The organism is Rhizobium sp. FG113, assembly GCF_057809895.1.
This window is the reverse complement of record NZ_JBMDKV010000001.1, coordinates 879,889-898,142: the sequence shown is the minus strand read 5'-3', so window position 1 is coordinate 898,142 and position 18,254 is coordinate 879,889. Positions and strand designations below refer to the sequence as shown.

Genomic DNA, 18,254 nt, shown 5'->3' with positions numbered 1-18,254 from the left:
ATCGCGACTAGCGGCGCCCGCCATGATCGTCGCCGCCGCCACCTCCATGACCGCCGTGGTCGTCGTTGCCGCCACCACCGCCGTGGTGGTCTCCACCATGGTCGTCGCCGCCATGATGCTCGTGGCTCGCGCCATCATCGGAGCCGCGCCCACGCGACGAGGAAGATGCCGACGAGAACGACGACGAGCTGTGGCGGACATGGCCCGGACCGTCATCGAGCCCGCGGCCGTGGCGCTTGTGCTTGACGAGATCGTCGGCGCCCTGGCGCACGAGTGTTGCCAGCGGCGGCTTGGTCGCTGTCATGCCGGCATTCGGGGATAATGGCCCTGCCACAACCGCGCCAAGCGCCAGCAGCAGCGATCCGGCGGTAACGCAAGTGTGAACGATGATCTTCTTCATGCGTGTGCTCCTTGGTTTTCCGACCGAAACGGTTGCCATCGGTTGATTGCGACCGGCCGGATACTGCAATTCTCGACGATTGCGCGCCCATTCCTAGCGGCCCCGGCCCTCTACGCCGCCACTAGGGACTTTAGTCCCCATGGTCACGGACCAAGGCTCACGATAAGTGGAGTGCGTTGGAATAGTTTTAGCCGGCAGCGCTGGCCGAGACATTCAGACGCGTGAAAAGACCAATTCATAGCGACCGAAAACTTGAGCCCATGTGCGCTTGGTTTCGCTCCAATCGGGAGTTTGACATGAAGAAATCCATCAGCCTGAAGCTGGCTTCCGCCGCAGCGCTTCTTGCAGCAACAGCCTTCGTAAACGGCGCGTTCGCGCAGGATGCCGAAGGCATCGTCGTGTACAACGCCCAGCACGAGGGCCTCGGCACGGAATGGGCCGAAGGCTTCACCAAGGAAACCGGCATCAAGGTCACCGTCCGCAAGGGCAGCGACATGCAGTTCGCCAACCAGATCGTCCAGGAAGGCGACGCCTCGCCGGCCGACGTGTTCCTGACTGAAAACTCCCCGGCCATGGCGCTGGTCGCTTCCGCCGGCCTCTTCGCCCCGGTCGACAAGGAAACGCTGGCTCAAGTTCCCTCACAGTTCCACCCGGCCGACGGCACCTGGACGGGCATCGCCGCCCGCTCGACCGTTTTCGCCTACGACAAGACCAATCTTACCGAAGACAAGCTGCCGAAGTCGATGCTCGATCTCGCCGATCCGGCCTGGAAGGGTCGTTGGGGTGCTTCGCCCGGTGGCGCCGACTTCCAGGCCATTGTTGGCGCGCTGCTGCAGCTGAAGGGCGAGGAAGCGACCGCTTCCTGGTTGAAGGCCATGAAGGAAAACGCAACGCCCTATAAGGGCAACAGCGTTGCCATGAAGGCCGTCAATGCCGGTGAAGTCGAAGGCGCCGTGATCTACCACTACTACTGGTTTGGCGATCAGGCCAAGACCGGAGAAAACAGCAAGAACGTCAGCCTCCACTACTTCAAGAACGAAGATCCGGGCGCGTTCCTCAGCGTTTCCGGCGGTGGCGTGCTGAAATCCAGCAAGCATCCGAAGGAAGCCCAGGCGCTGCTGAAGTGGATCACCTCCAAGGCCGGCCAGGACGTTCTGAAGAACGGCGACTCGTTCGAATACGCGGTTGCCGGCGACTCGAATGCCAAGCTGGTTCCGATCGCCGACCTGAAGGCTCCGAAGGTCGAAGCTTCCAAGCTCGACAACAAGAAGGTCGTCGAACTGATGACCGCAGCCGGCCTGCTCTAAGGTTTTGAGCCTCCCAAGGCTTTAGAGCCGCGCGTCGAAAGGCGCGCGGCTTTTTCGTGTCTGCGCGTGGCGTGAGGGTTTAGAACCGATAGGTTACACGAAATCTGTTGCTTCAATTTTCCCCATTCGAAAAACCTCGGCCTAGAATAACGCCGTCCCGTCATCGGATACACCGGCAGGCGTGCCGGCGAGGCGGGATCGGCGCGGAGCGTGAGGGTAGGACGCAAAACCTCATGACCCGGGTTCGCAGAAAATGGTCTCCCTCCGGTGACGGCGGGTTCCCTCGCAAGAGGTGGCCGAGTTGAGCCCGGACGTGCCTGTGAGGCACACATGGTTCCGCCGCGAAGTTGGGCGGAAAAGCAGAGAGACCGGAGTTGCGTTCATAAACCGCCGAACGGGGCGCTGGGAAGCGCCATATTCTACTTACTCAATCGAGGTGATTTCCAGCGCCCCGTCCGAGTGAAGTTTGGAATGGTGGAGACACGGGCTTTCGGGCGGCGTGAGGATTTGGTGTGTCTTTGAGGATGTGATGATCGAGAGGTTGTGCCGTGGAATACCCCCCTCTGCCCTGCCGGGCATCTCCCCCACAGGTGGGGAGATTGGCTGGGCGCAGCCGCTCGCTCCTACCTCAATGTTTGGCGAATACCTAACCGCGGGTCGATCTCCCCCCTTGTGGGGGAGATGTCCGGCAGGACAGAGGGGGGTATCCCATGGTAAAACGCCCAAGAGCCATCCAACTACGCCCCCCACCTCAAGACGCCGGCGTAAACCGCGCCACCAACGCATGCTTGTCGCCAGGATAGGTAAACCGCACATGCGTGACCGGGCCGACATTGCTCCAGGTGCGACGCTCGACCACCAGGCAGGCGGTATTGCGCGCAATATCGAGCAACGCCGCAGCCTCACTTCCGGCTGCAACCGCGTGGATCCGGTGTTCGGCGCTCGACCAGGGAATCTGATTGATCAGCCAACTGCCCGGCGGAACCGTCGAGAAATCGGCCTCCTCCGCTTCGGGCACGGTGGCAAGGCTGATCAGCCGCTCCTCGAGACAAAAGGGCCGACCGCCGGCGTTGTGGATGCAGACCACCTCGACGACCGAGGAGCCCGGCTCCACTTCGAGACGCCTGTTATCGTCAGCCCCCGCCTTGCGCTTGGCGCGCCTGGCGACCGAAAACGAATAGGCGAGGTTCAGCGATTTCACCTCGGCGGCGATGTCGTGGATTTCGAGAACGGCGGACTGCGCCTGCGGCTGGGTCACGAAGCTGCCGGACTTCTTGCGGCGCTCGATCAGGCCCGCCTTGGCGAGCTGGGTCAGCGCCTTGTTCACCGTCATCCGCGAGCAATCATACTCCTTGGTGAGCTCGAGCTCGAACGGAATGCGATGACCCGGCGGCCACTCGCCCGAGACGATGCGGCCTTCGATGTCGTTCACGATCCGCTGATGCAAGGTGATGTCCCTGCCCTGATCCATCGTCACGCTCCGCTTTTCTCTCGGTCTATCGGCATTACCCGAGTCGGGAAAGGCCGTCAGGCCGCCAGCAATTCGCTCATGGCCTTGAGGAAGCGCCGGTTGATCGCCTCGCGGCCTACATGCCGGCCACCCTCGACCTTCTTCTCGCCCAATGCCCAGACGCTGTCGACCGCAACGCCGCCGGCAAACATCCAGTGGTCGAGCAGTTGATCGCCGGCGAGATAGGGAACGGCCGATGTATCGAGCGCGACGATATCGGCGTGATGTCCGACGACCAGCCCGCCCGGGGCCTTCAGCGCCGCGCCGCCGCCCGTAATTGCGTGATCGAAGAGGCAGCGCGCAGTCGAGCCGCCGGAAGCGGCAATGACGTTGCGAGCCCGCAGCGCCAGGCGCTGCGAATATTCGAGCTGTCGTAATTCACCGGGCAGCGAGATCAGCACGTTGGAATCGGAGCCGACGCCGTAGCGCCCGCCCTCTTCCAGAAACAGCGGCGCCGGGTAGGTGCCGTCGCCGAGATTGGCCTCGGTAATCGGGCAGAGACCGGTAATCGCGCCGCGCCGCGCCATCTCGCGGGTCTCGCTGTCGGTCATGTGGGTGGCGTGGATCAGGCACCAGCGGCCATCCACTGGTGCATTGTCGAGCAGCCACTCGACCGGCCGGGCACCGGACCAGGCGATGCAGTCCTCGACCTCCTTCACCTGCTCGGCGACGTGGATATGAACAGGCCCCTCGCCCGCCATCGGCACCACCTTGATGAGCTCTTCCGGCGTCGCCGCCCGCAGGCTGTGTGGCGCAAGCCCGAGCTCGGCGCCGGCAAGCCGCGACGTTACCGTGCGGCAGCCGTCCATCAACGCCGCGAAGCTGTCGAGCGAATTGATGAACCGGCGCTGGCCCTCGATCGGTTCTGCGCCGCCGAAGCCGGAATGGGCGTAGAAGACCGGCAGCAGGGTCAGCCCGATGCCAGCAGTGGCACTCGCCGCACCAATGCGCTCGGCCAGTTCCGCGATGTTGGCATAAGGCCGCCCGTCCTTGTTGTGATGCAGATAGTGAAACTCGCCGACGCGGGAGAAACCGGCCTCCAGCATCTCCATGTAAAGCTGCGCGGCCACGGCCTCGACATGCTCTGGTGTCATCGACAGGGCAAACTTGTACATGACGGTGCGCCAGCTCCAGAAGCTGTCGTTGGCGGGGCCCCTCACCTCCGCAAGACCCGCCATGGCGCGCTGGAAAGCATGGCTGTGAAGGTTCCCCATGGCAGGGACGAGCGTATGATGGCGTTCATCGGCAGGTTCTGCCTGAACCGCTGTCTCGATGCGCGATATGCGTCCGCCCGCGAGCGTCAGCCGGACATTCTCCCGCCAACCCTCCGGCAGAAGTGCTGCGCGTGCATGGAGTGTCGTCGCAACGGTTTGTGCCATGATCGATTTCTCTCCTTCTGGCGGAAGCGTCTCTTTCTTTTCCAGAGATACGCCCAAATTTTCCCTTGTCACCTGTTTATTATGTATATACATGTTGAAGCATAAGGAAAGGCGCAAAGCTGATGAACGGGAACAATTTTTCAGACGAGCAGGCCTCCGGAGAGGTTCGCCCGCACCTGTGGCGCAACGCCCGCCTGGCAACGCTCGACCCGAGCAAGGCCGGCCTCGGCGTCATCGAAAAGGGTGCCGTTGTCGTAGAATCCGGCCGCATCACCTATGTCGGCCCGGAAAGCGAGTTGCCGGTTCTGGCGATCGAGCGCGCCGAGATCACCGATCTCGAAGGCCGCTGGGTGACCCCGGGTCTCGTCGATTGCCACACCCACATCGTCTATGGCGGCAACCGCGCCCGTGAGTTCGAGATGCGCCTTGAGGGCGCCACGTATGAGGAAGTCGCCCGTGCCGGCGGCGGCATCGTCTCTTCGGTCAAAGCCACCAATGCCCTTTCCGTCGACGGCCTCGTCGCCGCCTCGCTTCCGCGTCTCGATACGTTGCTGTCGGAGGGGATGACGACGATCGAGATCAAGTCCGGTTATGGTCTCAACGTCGAAGCCGAGCTGAAAATGTTGCGCGCCGCCCGTGCGCTGGGCACTATTCGCCCGGTCCGCGTCGTCACCTCCTATCTCGGCGCCCATGCCACGCCGGTCGAGTACAAAGGCCGCAACGGCGATTACATCACCGATGTCGTGCTGCCGGGCCTCGAACAGGCGCATGCCGAAGGCCTTGTCGATGCTGTCGACGGTTTCTGCGAAGGCATCGCTTTTTCCGTCGAGGAGATGCGCCGCGTTTTCGATCGCGCCCAGCAGCTAGGCCTCCCGGTCAAGCTCCACGCCGAGCAACTCTCCAACCTCGGCGGCGCCCGCTTCGCGGCCTCCTATCTGGCGCTGTCGGCCGACCATCTCGAATATCTCACCGCCGATGATTCCGTCGTCATGGCCGCGGCCGGCACCGTCGCCGTGCTCCTGCCCGGCGCCTTCTACGCCATCAACGAAAAGCAGAAGCCGCCGGTCAAGGCGCTGCGCGATGCCGGTGCCCATATCGCCATCGCCACCGACTGCAATCCCGGCACCTCGCCGCTGACGTCGCTGCTCTTGACCATGAACATGTCCGCCACCCTTTTCGGCCTCACCGTCGAGGAATGCATCGCCGGCGCTACCCGTGAAGGTGCTCGCGCCCTCGGGCTCATCGACGAAACCGGCACGCTCGAAGCCGGCAAGTCCGCCGACTTCGCGATCTGGGATGTCGAGAGCCTTGCCGAACTCGTCTACCGCATCGGCTTCAACCCGCTTCACGCACACGTCTTCAAGGGCGAAAGGATCGACCGTTGACCATCACTCTTCATCCTGGCTCCGTATCGCTCAAGCATCTGGAAACGATCTACTGGGCCGGCGAACCTGCCGTGCTCGACCGCTCCTTCGACGCCGGCATCAACAAGGCCGCTGCGCGCATCGCCGAGATCGCCGCCGGCAACGCGCCTGTTTACGGCATCAACACCGGCTTTGGTAAGCTCGCCTCGATCAAGATCGACAGCGCCGACGTGGCGACGCTGCAGCGCAATCTCATCCTGTCGCATTGCTGCGGCGTCGGCGCGCCGTTGCCTGAAAACATCGTCCGCCTGATCATGGCCCTGAAGCTTGTCTCGCTCGGCCGCGGCGCTTCCGGCGTGCGGCTGGAGCTGGTGCGGCTGATCGAAGGCATGCTGGAAAAGGGCGTCATTCCCGTCATTCCGGAAAAGGGCTCCGTCGGCGCCTCCGGCGACCTCGCGCCGCTCGCGCATATGGCAGCAGTGATGATGGGCGAGGCCGAAGCTTTCTATAAGGGCGAGCGCCTGACCGGCGCCGCAGCACTCGACAAGGCCGGGCTGACGCCGGTGGTTCTCGCCGCCAAGGAAGGCCTGGCGCTGATCAACGGCACGCAGACCTCCACCGCGCTGGCACTCGCCGGCCTCTTCCGCGCCCACCGCGCCGCCCAGGCAGCACTGATCACCGGCGCCATGTCGACCGACGCCGCCATGGGCTCGTCCGCGCCGTTCCATCCCGACATCCACACGCTGCGCGGCCACAAGGGCCAGATCGACACGGCCGCTGCGCTCCGCGCCCTTCTCGACAACTCCGTCATTCGCCAAAGCCATATCGAGGGCGACGAGCGCGTCCAGGACCCCTACTGCATCCGCTGCCAGCCGCAGGTGGATGGCGCCTGCCTGGATCTCCTGCGTTCGGTCGCCAAAACGCTGGAGATCGAAGCCAATGCGGTCACCGACAATCCGCTGGTTCTCTCGGACAACTCCGTCGTCTCCGGCGGCAATTTCCACGCCGAACCGGTAGCCTTCGCCGCCGACCAGATCGCGATCGCGGTCTGCGAGATCGGCGCCATTTCGCAGCGGCGCATCGCGCTGCTCGTCGATCCCGCCCTCTCCTACGGCCTGCCTGCCTTCCTCGCCAAGAAGCCCGGCCTCAACTCCGGCCTGATGATCGCGGAAGTGACCTCCGCGGCGCTGATGTCGGAAAACAAGCAGATGTCGCATCCGGCCTCGGTCGACTCGACCCCGACCTCGGCCAACCAGGAAGACCACGTCTCCATGGCCTGCCACGGCGCCCGCCGCCTGCTGCAGATGACCGACAACCTGTTCTCGATCATCGGCATCGAGGCGCTGACGGCAGCCCAGGGTGTCGAATTCCGCGCCCCGCTTTCGACCAGCCCGGAACTTTCGAGCGCCATCGCAGCAATCCGCGCCGTGGTGCCGACGCTCGAAGTCGACCGCTACATGGCTGACGATCTGCAGGCGGCGAGCGATCTGGTGGCCTCGGGTGGGCTGAATGCGGCGGTGTCTTCGGGCATTCTGCCGGTGTTGGAGGGGTGATGGTGATGTCGGCACTCGTGGCGCCCCCCTCTGCCCTGCCGGGCATCTCCCCCACAGGTGGGGAGATTGGCTGGGCGCTCCCGCTCGCTCCAAAGTCAACCGTTCTGCAAGGCGATAACAACGAATCGATCTCCCCCCTTGTGGGGGAGATGTCCGGCAGGACAGAGGGGGGTAACACCCCCGCAACCCGTGGAGCATTCAACCAATGACCACCCACGAAACCCACCAGGGCACATCCCCCATCATCCTCGGCTTCCCGCACACCGGCACGGACGTGCCGCCTGATATCTGGGACCGCCTGAACGACAACGGCAAGCTGCTCGCCGACACCGACTGGCACATCCACGATCTCTATGACGGCCTCATCGATGGCGTGACCACCGTCCGCGCCACCTTCCACCGCTACGTTATCGACGCCAACCGCGATCCATCGGGCACCAGCCTCTATCCCGGCCAGAACACGACCGGCCTGGTGCCTGAAACGGATTTCGACGGCCTGTCGATCTGGAAGGATGGCGAGGCACCTGATGAAGCCGATATCACTGAACGCCTGCGCGATTTCCACGCGCCGTATCACGCGGCGCTTGCCGCCGAGATTGAGCGGGTGAAGGCGATCCACGGCGTCGCGATCCTCTACGATTGCCACTCGATCCGCTCGCACATCCCCTTCCTCTTCGAAGGCAAGTTGCCGGATTTCAATATCGGCACCGATCTGGGCAAGACCTGCGACCACGCCATCGAACAGGCAGTCGTCTCCGCGACCGCCTCAGCCACCGGTTACGACAGCATCCTCAACGGTCGCTTCAAGGGTGGCTGGACGACGCGGCATTACGGACGGCCGGAGGCCGGCGTGCATGCGATCCAGATGGAACTGGCGCAATCCACGCATCTTCAGACCGAAAAGCCGCCCTTCGCCTACGATACCGCCAAGGCCGACCGCCTGCGCGTCCATCTGAAAGACATCCTGGAGCGCATCGCCGCTATCGCGCCGAACCTGAAGAAATAAGCCTGAAACAACAAGCCATCCAACCCGAATAAGGGGAACGCAATGACCAGCAATCCACGCCACAACATTCGCGATGTCAGAAGCCCTGTTGGCCCCGAGCTCAACGCCAAGAGCTGGATGACCGAAGCGCCGCTGCGCATGCTGATGAACAATCTCGACCCCGACGTCGCGGAAAACCCGCACGAGCTGGTCGTCTATGGCGGCATCGGCCGCGCTGCCCGCACCTGGGCGGATTTCGACCAGATCGTCGCAACGCTGAAGACGCTGACGGAAGAAGAGACGCTTCTTGTTCAATCCGGCAAGCCGGTCGGCGTGTTCCGCACCCACAAGGATGCGCCGCGCGTCCTGATCGCCAATTCCAACCTCGTGCCGCATTGGGCGACCTGGGATCATTTCAACGAGCTGGATAAGAAGGGTCTTGCCATGTACGGCCAGATGACCGCCGGCTCGTGGATCTATATCGGCACGCAGGGCATCGTTCAGGGCACCTACGAAACCTTCGTCGAAGCCGGCCGCCAGCACTATAATGGCGACCTCAAGGGCAAGTGGATCCTGACCGGCGGCCTCGGCGGCATGGGCGGCGCGCAGCCGCTGGCGGCCGTCATGGCCGGCGCATGCTGCCTCGCGGTCGAAAGCGACGAGACCCGCATCGATTTCCGCCTGCGCACCCGCTATGTCGACGCCAAGGCGAAGTCGCTCGATGAAGCGCTTGCCATGATCGCCGAATGGACGGCGAAGGGCGAAGCCAAGTCGGTCGGCCTGCTCGGCAACGCCGCCGAAATCTTCCCGGAACTCGTCGACCGCATGAAATCAGGCGGCCAGCGCCCCGATATCGTCACCGACCAGACCTCGGCGCATGATCCGCTCAACGGGTATCTCCCGATCGGCTGGACCGTCGCCGAACACAAGGCCAAGCGCGAAAGCGATCCGAAGGCCGTCGAGGCCGCCGCTCGCGCCTCGATGAAGAAGCATGTCGAAGCCATGGTCGCCTTCTGGGATGCCGGCGTGCCGACGCTTGATTACGGCAACAACATCCGCCAGGTCGCCAAGGATGAGGGCCTGGAAAACGCCTTCGCCTTCCCGGGCTTCGTGCCGGCCTATATCCGCCCGCTGTTTTGCCGCGGCATCGGCCCCTTCCGCTGGGCAGCGCTTTCGGGCGACCCTGAAGATATCTACAAGACCGACGCCAAGGTGAAGGAGCTGCTGCCCGACAACAAGCATCTGCACAACTGGCTCGACATGGCCCGCGAACGTATCTCCTTCCAGGGCCTGCCGGCGCGCATTTGCTGGGTCGGTCTCGGCGATCGCCACCGCCTGGCGCTGGCCTTCAACGAGATGGTGAAGAACGGCGAACTCTCGGCCCCCGTTGTCATCGGCCGCGACCACCTCGATAGCGGCTCGGTCGCCTCGCCGAACCGCGAGACGGAAGCGATGAAGGACGGCTCCGACGCCGTCTCCGACTGGCCGCTCCTCAACGCGCTCCTCAACACCGCATCCGGCGCCACTTGGGTGTCGCTGCATCACGGCGGCGGCGTCGGCATGGGCTTCAGCCAGCATTCAGGCGTGGTCATCTGCGCCGACGGCTCCGATGATGCGGCCAAGCGGCTTGAGCGCGTACTCTGGAACGACCCGGCGACAGGCGTCATGCGCCACGCCGATGCGGGTTATGACATCGCGATCGATTGCGCCAAGGAGAAGGGCCTGCGGCTGCCGGGGATTTTGGGGAACTGATAGAGCGAGACACCGGGCCTCAGAAAGGTATGAGGCCCGGATATTGAAGAATGGTCGAGAGGCGGCGATCAGCGTCGCCTCGAACGTCCCCGCTCATTCCTTGTCTGCTACGATCGGCTTGATTGGGTCTTCAGGAGGAAAGAGGTCACCGCCATAGAACATCTCTTCGATTTCCTCGGCCATCATCGTGTCGAAGTCATCCGGCGTGGTGAACATGCCTTCCATGAAACCAATGCGGCGCTTCTTCGGCGCCGTTTCCGGTTGATCGATCGGGGTGTCCTTTGCCATGTTGACGATGTCCATCACTCGCCTCCAATGCCCTGAGTGTCCTCCACTCCCCTCTCATTTGCAATCTCCGGAGATCCCATGTCCCGCGCCACAATCCTGACCGCCAGCAGCTATCGCCGCATGCCGTGGAAGAACGGTGGCGGGGAGACGGTGGAGATTGCGGTTTCGCCGGATGGGGCCGCACTGTCCGAGTTCGACTGGCGGATCAGCATGGCGACGGTCGCGACCGATGGGCCGTTCTCGATCTTCCCCGGCATCGACCGGACCTTGTCGATCCTTGATGGCGAAGGAATGTCGCTTGCGATCGACGGCCGCGCACCATTGCTGTTGACGCAAGAGAGCGCCCCGCTCGCATTCCCCGCCGACGTTGAGGTGTCCGCGACGCTCAAATCCGGGCCGATCACCGATCTCAACGTCATGACGCGTCGCGGTGGGCTGTGGCACCGGGTCGAGCGTGTCGTGGTCGACAGCGAGGTCACGTTCGGCGGCGCGGCCGGAACGCTGCTGGTATTCTGCCATCGCGGCACGCTCGATCTCACCTGGACGGACGGCCAGGCGTCGCTTACCGAAGGCGACACGTTGCTGCTGCAGGACGCGGCAGGCATCTCGCTCGAGATGGATGGCCAGGCGCTCTGCTACCTCATCACCATGGATGCCGCCTGACGCGGCAACGACCGACAAGCCGCAATCGTCTGCCCGGCAAATCAGACGCAAAACAATATTGTCGCCATACTCTATAAAATAGATAGTTTTATCTGTGTGCCGCCCATGGCCCGCCGTAGTGTTTTCCCGTCGAAACAAGTTGAGCCGACGCACAAGCGCGGCATTCGGGGGCGAAACATGAATATCAAGGGCATTATCGCAGGACTTACACTTGGCGTGGCCGCCGTGGCAGCGCCGTTGCTGGCGCAGGCAGCCGACAAGAAGGTTGTCGTTGCCTACCAGACGGATGCACTGCCGTCGTCGGTCGCCATCGCAAATGGCGAGTTCGCCAAGGCGACGGGCTACGACATCGACTTCCGCAAGTTCAATTCCGGCGCCGAAATCTTCGCGGCGATCGCCTCGGGCGACGTGCAGGTCGGCTATGTTGGCTCCAGCCCGTTCGCGGCCGCCACCTCGCGCGGCCTCGCCGTCAAGGCCTTCTACCTCTCCTCGATCTCGGGCATCGACGAGGCGCTTGTCGTCCGCGACGGTTCGGGCATCAACTCGCTCAATGATCTCAAGGGCAAGAAGCTGGCAGCAGCGCCCGTCTCCACCGACCACTACCAGCTCCTGGCGCTGATCAAGTCGCTCGGCCTCAGCGAAAAGGACGTGCAGGTCTTCGCCATTCCGCAGCCCGAGATCGTCGCCAGTTACAATCGCGGTGATATCGATGGCGGCTTCGTCTGGGATCCGGCGCTGACCGAACTGAAGAAGAAGGGCAAGGTGCTCGTCACCTCGAAGGACGTCGCCGACAAGGGCGCGCCGACCTTCTCGGCCTGGGTCGCAGCCTCGAAATTCGCCGATGAAAACCCCGCTTTCCTGAAGGGCTTCGCCGGCGTTATCAACACCTATTACGCCTCCTTCGCCAAGGACAAGAAGGCCTGGGATGCCGATAGCGAGAACGCCAAGCTGCTCGCCAAGGCGCTCGGCGGCACGCCCGAGCAGCAGGCGGCGGCGCTGAAGAACCTGACGCTTCTAACACCTGACGTCCAGGCATCCGACGCATGGCTCGGCGGCGGCGAAAAGGCAGGTGCTGCCAAGATCCTCAAGGATACCGCCACCTTCCTGAAGGAGCAGGGCAAGGTCAGCGAAGTGCTGCCGAGCTACGCCGCCTTCGTCACCGCTGATGCGCTGACCAATCCGAGCAACTAAGCCAACTTCGGCCGAAACGCTGGCGCCACACCGCGCCAGCGTCCTCATTTTCAAAGAGACCTGACATGCTCAAAGTCGATCACGCGAGCGTCTATTTCCAGACACGAGACGGCCGGACGGTCCATGCGCTCGACCGCGTCTCGCTCGCCATTCCCGAGAACAGCTTCGTCGTCGCGCTCGGCGCGTCCGGCTGCGGCAAGTCCACGCTGCTCAACGCGATCGCCGGCTTTCTGCCGTTGTCGGAAGGCGCGATCACGCTGGATGGGCGGCCCGTTACCTCGCCGGGTGCCGATCGCGGCGTCGTGTTCCAGAAGGACACGCTGCTCCCCTGGAAGACGGTGATCGACAACGTCGCCCTCGGTCTGAAATTCGCCGGCGTGCCGAAAGGCGCCCGCCGCGAGCGCGCTGAGCAGCTGCTTCATCTCGTCGGCCTCAAGGATTTCGCCGCCGCCTTCCCCTATGAGCTCTCCGGCGGCATGCGCCAGCGCGTCGGCATCGCCAGGGCGCTCGCCACCGAACCCGCCGTCTTGCTGATGGACGAGCCCTTCGGCGCGCTCGACAGCCTCACCCGCGAACAGATGCAGGAGCTGCTGGTGTCGATCTGGAAGGAGACGCATACGCGCATCTTCTTCATCACCCATTCGATCGAGGAAGCGCTGTTTCTCGGCACGCAGGTCGTGGTGATGTCGCCGCGCCCGGGCCGCATCGTTGCCCGCTTCGATCTCGATTTCGTCCGCCGCTTCGCCGAGACTGGGGACGCCAGGGCCGTGAAGACATCGCCCGAATTCGCCAATCTGCGGGAAGAAATCCGCGACATCCTGCATGGATCGGAAGAGTTGAGGAGTGCCGCCGAATGAGCGATTTCACCGAAACCGGCCGCGTCGTCATCGGCTCGCCTGCGGAACAGCTGAAGCTCGTCAAGATGAAAGGCTTCGGCGCGGGCGAAAAGCCGACCGTGCTGATCAGCATCGCGACAGCACTCGTGCTTCTCGCCGCTTGGTGGCTCGTGGCCAAGCTGGCGTTGGTGCCCCATCTCTTCCTGCCAACGCCGCAGGAGGTGTGGACGCAGGTTGGCGCGATCTACAATGACGGCTATGCCGGCGCCTCGCTCTATGAGCACGTCTCCGCAAGCCTGTTCCGCATCGTCACCGCCGCCGCCATCGCCACCGTCGTCGGCATTCCCGTGGGCTTGCTGATGGGGCTGAACCGCTGGGTCAAGGGCGTGCTGGATACGCCCATCGAGTTCTACTGGCCGCTGCCGCCATTGGCCTACTTGCCGCTGATGATCATCTGGCTCGGCATCGGCGAAACCTCCAAGGTAACGCTGCTGGTGCTCGCCATGTTCGCCCCGATCTGCCTCTCGGCACAGGCCGGTGTCCGCTCGCTGCCGATCGAGCGCGTCAACGCCGCACGCTCGCTCGGCGCCCGGCCCTGGCAAATCCTCGTCAGCATCGTGCTCCCCTCGGCGCTGCCGGAAATCCTGACGGGGCTCAGGATCGCTCTCGGCATCGGCTGGGGCACGCTGGTCGCCGCCGAGCTGATCGCCTCCACCCGTGGCATCGGCTACATGATCATGTCGGCGTCGCAGTTTCTGGCGACCGACGTGGTCTTCGTCGGCATCGGCATCATCGCCGCCTGCGCTTTCTCCTTCAGCGCCGCCATCCGCATTCTGGAAGCCGTGCTGGTGCCGTGGAAGGGGAAGAGCTAAAAAAGCGTTCCTGTGGCGATGCAGCTGCACCATCGCCACAGGGATGGGCCTGGCTATGCTTTGAACTTGGCTTCCAGCACGTCGAGCATATTGAAGGCCGTCAGGATGTTGCCGAACAGGTAGTCCGCGGACGGGAGCTCCATCTTGTCGCCCTTCAGGTTGGCGAAGGTCGGCAGCGCCTTGAGTTTCTCGCTCATGGCGCCCGGCCCCTTGGCACCCTCGTCCTCCAAGAGCAGGATGAAATCGGCCTCCAGGAGGTCAAGCCGTTCGAGGCTGATGTTGATGAAGCCGTCATTGCTGGTGATCTGCTGCTGCGGCGGGGCGCGGAAGCCGACATCCTTCAGCACGCTCCAGGTGAAAGAGGTGTCCTGCAGCATGTAACGCACGAGATTGGTGCGAACGCGAGCGATCGTCGCCGTTCCGATATTGCCGCTGATCGCGCTGCGAACCTGTCCGACGCGCCCGTCGTATTTCGCCAGCAACTCGCTCGCCTGCGCCTCACGCCCCGTGGCACCCGCAATCGTCGTCAGCGTCTTGCGCCAGTCCTTGGGCTGCACATCGATGAGCACGGTGGGAGCGATCTGGGTGTAGCGCTCGTACATTCCCTGCAGATCGGGAATATCGTCGTTGCTCATCAAGATGAGATCGGGCTCGAGCGTCAGTACGGTCTCGAAATTGGGTTCCCCCGACGATCCGATATAGCCGATATCAGCAGGCAGACGCTCGGCGACGCCCTTTGCGAAGCCGCCGGTGAAGTTCGGCCGGGATGCGCCGACCGGAATAATTCCAAGCGCGACGGTCGGCTGCAGCACGTCGTCACCATCCGATACGACCACGCGCTTCGGCGACTTCGGCACTTGCACGGGACCAAACATCCCATCCACGGTGATCGTCCCCTCCTCAGCCAGCAAGGGGCTGGCCGCCAGGAGCAGCGATGCGGCAATGATCTCACGTCGTGTCAGTCGCAGCGACAATGTCTTATCCTTTCCTTGTGATATCGGAATTGTCATGCAGTCCGCGCGGCACCACCAGCGGAGTTCCCACAACCGGATCCTTGATGATGACGCTGTCGAGGCCGAACACTTCGCGGACCAGCGTCTCGGTCACGATGTCCCCCGGCCGACCCTCGGCGATGGCGCAGCCCCCGCGCATGGCGATCATGTGGGTGGCATGGCGGCAAGCCTGGTTGAGATCGTGCAGCACGGCGGCAATGGTGTAGCCGCGCTCGCGGTTGAGACGCTCAAGAAGAAGCATCAGCTCCATCTGGTGAGCGATATCGAGGAAGGTCGTCGGCTCATCGAGCAGGAGAAGCGGGGTTTCCTGTGCGAGCACCATGGCGATCCATGCGCGCTGGCGCTGGCCGCCGGACAATTCGTTGACGCGGCGACCGGCGAGATCGTTCATGCCGGTCGCTTCGATCGCAGCCGACACCGCCTGTTCGTCGGCCCGGCTCCATTGGCGCAGCAGGTTCTGGTGGGGGTAGCGGCCACAGGCGACAAGTTCGGTGACGGTAATCCCATCCGGCGCCACCGAACTTTGCGGCATGAGGCCGACGCTGCGGGCAAATTCCTTGGCCGGGATGGTCGAGATGGCGCGGCCGTCGAGCAAAACGGCGCCCTGACCGGGCATCAGCAGGCGCGACAGGGCCTGCAGGAGGGTGGATTTGCCGCAGGCATTCGGTCCGACGATCGCGGTGAACGATCCTGATGGAACCGTAACGGACAGACCTTGAGCGATCACGGACTTGCCGTATGCGAGTTCGACGGCCTGCGCCTCGAGACGGGGAGCGGTTTGAGGCTTCACGCGCGACGTGCCTCCTTGATGATCAGCCAGAGAAAGTAGGTGCCCCCGATACACAACGTCACGACGCCGACGGGGAGTTGGGTGGGGGCGAAACTATGCTGCGCGACATAATCGGCGGCCGACAACAACAAGGCGCCGGTTGCCATGGATGCGGCAAGCGAGGTGCCCGCCGTGCGGGTGATCGCATGAGCGATCGGCGGCGAGGCCAGCGCAACGAAAGGAATGGGGCCGGCAATCGCGGTTACGAGCGCGGTCGCAACGATGGCAATCGCCATCAACGCCAGCCTTGCGGCTTCCACCGGAACACCAAGCGCCTTTGCGCGGCTATCGCCCATTTCCATGAGCTTTAGAGGTCGCGCCAGAATGAGTGCGAGAACGATCACGGGAATGCCCAGCCACAGGACCAGCGACAGCTGCTGACCGCTGATCTTGGCAAGAGAGCCCATGCCCCAGGTGCTCGCGGCCATGGCCGTCGACAGCGAGGACTTGAGCAGGATCCAGTGGTTGGCCGACGTCAGCATCGCGCTCACGCCAATGCCGACGACGATCAGCTGGAAACCCTGGATGCCTTTATGCCAGGTGAGGAGGTAGACGACGAACGCGGTCGCGAGACCGCCCGCAATAGCGCTACCCGCCAGCGCAATCCAGCTGCCACCGGCGAAGGTGATCGCCAGGATCGCACCGGTGTATGCGCCCGCATCGAAGCCGACAACATCGGGGCTTCCAAGCGGATTGCGCGTAATCGACTGGAATACCGCACCGCCCAGCCCCAGCAGCGCGCCAAGGATCGCAGCGCCCGCGGCACGCGGCATGCGCCAGTCCAGGACGACCATGCGCATGCGGCGCTCGCCGCCGCCTGTCAGCACATTCAGCACCTCGATTGCCGGCACGTGCATCTGGCCGCTGACGAGTGCCGCAACCATGACGGCCGCTCCGAGAAGCAAAAGTGCCAGACACGCGATAAGAAGGCGCTTGTCTATCGGCAGAGAAAGCCTGTCGCCGAGCGCGCGAACGACGATACGCCGACGGGTGAAGGCGGGATGCAGGGTCACAGCGCGCTGACCTTTCTTGAACGCACCAGCCAGATGAGCACCGGTGCGCCGACAAAGGCAGTGACGATGCCGACCTGGATTTCGGCGGGCCGCATGCTCAAGCGACCCAGAATATCGGCGCTGAGCAAGACGATCGGAGCAAGCAGCAACGTATAGGCAAAAATCCAGCGCTGATCCGTGCCGCCGATCCAGCGCGCGGCATAAGGCACCATCAGACCGATGAAGCCCAGCGGGCCGGCCGCGGCCGTGGCAGCACCCGTCAGCAGCATGACCGCTATAACGACCATCATGCGCGCTCTGCCGATACCGGCACCAAGTGAACGGGCCTGATCGTCACCGAGTGCGACGACGTTGAGGACAGGCGCCGATACCAATGCAAGCACGATCCCGATGACGACAAACGGCGCCGTGACGATCAGATTGTCGTAACCGGTGATCGCCAGCGAGCCAACCTCCCAATTCAGCATGTGATCGAACGTATTTGGGTCGAGAAAGATCAGCGTGGAGGTGAGCCCGCGCAGAATGGAGCCGATAGCGACGCCAGCCAGCGTCAGTCGCAACGGTGTCGCGCCGGCGCGCCCTCCCATGGCGGCGAGGTAGACCGAGATCGCCGCAAGACCGGTGCCGGCGAAAGCAAACCAGATCAGTGACAATGGATGGGTAATCCCGAGAAGGCCGATGGCGACAACCATGGCGAAAGCCGCGCCCGCGTTGATGCCCAGAATACCGGGATCGGCCAGAGGATTGCGGGTAAGCGCCTGCATGAGCGCGCCGGACAGCGCAAAGGCTATACCCGCCATCACGCCGAGCAAGGTCCGAGGAAGCCTCAGCGACCAGATGGTCTCGCTGTCTATCTGGTTCGCCGACGAGAAGAAGACCGACACGACGTCGGAAACGGATATGTTTCGCGCGCCGACCGCCAGGGAAACGCAGATGACGGCAACGAGAACAACAGCAGCAACCAGAAGACCAAGAACGCGACCCGTGCGGATGCCGACCTTGGCGGCTTGTTCCGCGAAAGCGGCATTCACTGGCGGGGTCGCCGCTGGAGGGTTGGCGCTCATGAAAGCTATCGCTAGTCCTTCGTGAGATCGCCTCCCCTCGATCTATTGCTGACAAATTGTGTCATCTTTTGACCATCTGGCACCTGTCGAGTCAATTCTTTCTTCCGTGAAACCTCCATCAGGAGATTGTGAACGGTGGCAATTTCCCCGGCAGATCAGCGGAAGACAAAAATGCCAAGACTTCTGTGGGTTTGCCAAAAATAGCGCTTTGGGCGATCACTGATGTTTTGAACTG

The 18,254-nt window shown here is 63.3% G+C and carries 17 protein-coding genes; 9 read left to right on the top strand and 8 right to left on the bottom strand.

The window, feature by feature from the left end; genetic code table 11:
* Positions 1 to 7 precede the first annotated feature (7 nt).
* Complete coding sequence (locus ACODTZ_RS03930; protein WP_489023911.1) at positions 8 to 400, bottom strand: hypothetical protein; 393 nt, start codon at positions 398 to 400, stop codon at positions 8 to 10.
* A gap of 296 nt (positions 401 to 696) precedes the next feature.
* Here ACODTZ_RS03930 and ACODTZ_RS03925 point away from each other — a divergent pair, with 296 nt between their 5' ends.
* Positions 697 to 1,707, top strand: coding sequence for an iron ABC transporter substrate-binding protein (locus ACODTZ_RS03925; protein ID WP_489023909.1), 1,011 nt, complete (start codon positions 697 to 699; stop codon positions 1,705 to 1,707).
* Between the two features lie 751 nt (positions 1,708 to 2,458).
* Here ACODTZ_RS03925 and hutC read toward each other — a convergent pair.
* Together hutC and ACODTZ_RS03915 are read right to left on the bottom strand one after the other, a co-directional pair.
* The gene (hutC, locus tag ACODTZ_RS03920; protein WP_489023907.1) at positions 2,459 to 3,178 is read right to left on the bottom strand and encodes a histidine utilization transcriptional repressor HutC; all 720 of its coding nucleotides are present in this window, start codon (positions 3,176 to 3,178) and stop codon (positions 2,459 to 2,461) included.
* 56 nt (positions 3,179 to 3,234) lie between these two features.
* The gene (locus tag ACODTZ_RS03915) at positions 3,235 to 4,596 is read right to left on the bottom strand and encodes a formimidoylglutamate deiminase (RefSeq protein ID WP_489023905.1); all 1,362 of its coding nucleotides are present in this window, start codon (positions 4,594 to 4,596) and stop codon (positions 3,235 to 3,237) included.
* Between the two features lie 122 nt (positions 4,597 to 4,718).
* On the opposite strand from ACODTZ_RS03915, the gene hutI reads away from it, so the two are divergent.
* The 4 genes from hutI (at position 4,719) to hutU (ending at position 10,250) form a co-directional block, all read left to right on the top strand.
* A complete protein-coding gene (gene hutI, locus ACODTZ_RS03910; protein ID WP_489023903.1) occupies positions 4,719 to 5,981 on the top strand; it encodes an imidazolonepropionase in 1,263 nt (420 codons plus the stop codon).
* Positions 5,978 to 7,513 carry a histidine ammonia-lyase gene (gene hutH / locus ACODTZ_RS03905; protein WP_489023901.1) on the top strand — a complete coding sequence of 512 codons (1,536 nt, stop codon included), beginning with the start codon at positions 5,978 to 5,980 and terminating at the stop codon, positions 7,511 to 7,513. The genes hutI and hutH overlap by 4 nt, the downstream gene beginning before the upstream one ends.
* Positions 7,514 to 7,718: 205 nt before the next feature.
* Entirely contained in the window at positions 7,719 to 8,519 is an 801-nt protein-coding gene (gene hutG / locus ACODTZ_RS03900; protein WP_489023899.1) for an N-formylglutamate deformylase, read from the top strand.
* 42 nt (positions 8,520 to 8,561) lie between these two features.
* Positions 8,562 to 10,250, top strand: coding sequence for a urocanate hydratase (gene hutU, locus ACODTZ_RS03895; RefSeq protein ID WP_489023898.1), 1,689 nt, complete (start codon positions 8,562 to 8,564; stop codon positions 10,248 to 10,250).
* A gap of 93 nt (positions 10,251 to 10,343) precedes the next feature.
* On the opposite strand, the gene ACODTZ_RS03890 is transcribed toward hutU, so the two are convergent.
* A complete protein-coding gene (locus ACODTZ_RS03890) occupies positions 10,344 to 10,553 on the bottom strand; it encodes a hypothetical protein (RefSeq protein ID WP_489023897.1) in 210 nt (69 codons plus the stop codon).
* Between the two features lie 63 nt (positions 10,554 to 10,616).
* On the opposite strand from ACODTZ_RS03890, the gene ACODTZ_RS03885 reads away from it, so the two are divergent.
* The 4 genes from ACODTZ_RS03885 to ACODTZ_RS03870 all read left to right on the top strand — a co-directional run bounded on the left by ACODTZ_RS03885 (position 10,617) and on the right by ACODTZ_RS03870 (position 14,100).
* Positions 10,617 to 11,201, top strand: a complete 585-nt coding sequence (locus tag ACODTZ_RS03885) for a HutD/Ves family protein (RefSeq protein WP_489023896.1) — start codon at positions 10,617 to 10,619, stop codon at positions 11,199 to 11,201.
* Between the two features lie 177 nt (positions 11,202 to 11,378).
* Entirely contained in the window at positions 11,379 to 12,392 is a 1,014-nt protein-coding gene (gene tauA, locus ACODTZ_RS03880; protein WP_489023894.1) for a taurine ABC transporter substrate-binding protein, read from the top strand.
* Between the two features lie 65 nt (positions 12,393 to 12,457).
* Positions 12,458 to 13,249, top strand: a complete 792-nt coding sequence (locus ACODTZ_RS03875) for a taurine ABC transporter ATP-binding protein (RefSeq protein WP_112533824.1) — start codon at positions 12,458 to 12,460, stop codon at positions 13,247 to 13,249.
* Entirely contained in the window at positions 13,246 to 14,100 is an 855-nt protein-coding gene (locus ACODTZ_RS03870) for an ABC transporter permease subunit (RefSeq protein WP_489023892.1), read from the top strand. Before ACODTZ_RS03875 ends, ACODTZ_RS03870 begins: the two co-directional genes overlap by 4 nt.
* A 53-nt stretch (positions 14,101 to 14,153) precedes the next feature.
* Here the strand turns inward: ACODTZ_RS03870 and ACODTZ_RS03865 are convergent, their stop codons facing one another.
* The 4 genes from ACODTZ_RS03865 to ACODTZ_RS03850 are packed head-to-tail and all read right to left on the bottom strand — an operon-like array spanning position 14,154 to position 18,019.
* The gene (locus tag ACODTZ_RS03865; RefSeq protein WP_489023890.1) at positions 14,154 to 15,074 is read right to left on the bottom strand and encodes an iron-siderophore ABC transporter substrate-binding protein; all 921 of its coding nucleotides are present in this window, start codon (positions 15,072 to 15,074) and stop codon (positions 14,154 to 14,156) included.
* 4 nt (positions 15,075 to 15,078) lie between these two features.
* On the bottom strand, positions 15,079 to 15,903 hold the full coding sequence (locus ACODTZ_RS03860) for an ABC transporter ATP-binding protein (protein WP_489023889.1): 825 nt from the start codon (positions 15,901 to 15,903) through the stop codon (positions 15,079 to 15,081).
* Positions 15,900 to 16,955: a FecCD family ABC transporter permease gene (locus ACODTZ_RS03855; RefSeq protein WP_489023887.1), complete on the bottom strand. Its 1,056-nt coding sequence runs from the start codon at positions 16,953 to 16,955 to the stop codon at positions 15,900 to 15,902. The genes ACODTZ_RS03860 and ACODTZ_RS03855 overlap by 4 nt, the downstream gene beginning before the upstream one ends.
* Positions 16,952 to 18,019 carry a FecCD family ABC transporter permease gene (locus ACODTZ_RS03850; RefSeq protein ID WP_489023885.1) on the bottom strand — a complete coding sequence of 356 codons (1,068 nt, stop codon included), beginning with the start codon at positions 18,017 to 18,019 and terminating at the stop codon, positions 16,952 to 16,954. The genes ACODTZ_RS03855 and ACODTZ_RS03850 overlap by 4 nt, the downstream gene beginning before the upstream one ends.
* Between the last annotated feature and the right edge of the window lie 235 nt (positions 18,020 to 18,254).